At 51.7% G+C, this 379-nt stretch carries 1 rRNA gene (cut by a window edge); it reads right to left on the bottom strand.

What is annotated here, in order from left to right:
• Positions 1 to 379, bottom strand: a 16S ribosomal RNA gene (locus ACT6UX_RS30370) (its annotated part extends 390 nt beyond the left edge of the window); the annotation flags it as partial.

The following is a 379-nucleotide window of genomic DNA, read 5'->3' as shown; positions in this document are numbered from 1 at the left end:
CCTTTGAGTTTTAATCTTGCGACCGTACTCCCCAGGCGGATTGCTTAATGCGTTAGCTGCGTCACCGAAATGCATGCATCCCGACAACTAGCAATCATCGTTTACGGCGTGGACTACCAGGGTATCTAATCCTGTTTGCTCCCCACGCTTTCGAGCCTCAGCGTCAGTAATGAGCCAGTATGTCGCCTTCGCCACTGGTGTTCTTCCGAATATCTACGAATTTCACCTCTACACTCGGAGTTCCACATACCTCTCTCACACTCAAGACACCCAGTATCAAAGGCAATTCCGAGGTTGAGCCCCGGGATTTCACCCCTGACTTAAATGTCCGCCTACGCTCCCTTTACGCCCAGTAATTCCGAGCAACGCTAGCCCCCTT

It is taken from the genome of Reyranella sp. (assembly GCF_052439685.1).
Taxonomy (GTDB): Bacteria; Pseudomonadota; Alphaproteobacteria; order Reyranellales; family Reyranellaceae; genus Reyranella.
This window is presented reverse-complemented; position numbering and strand designations above follow the sequence as displayed.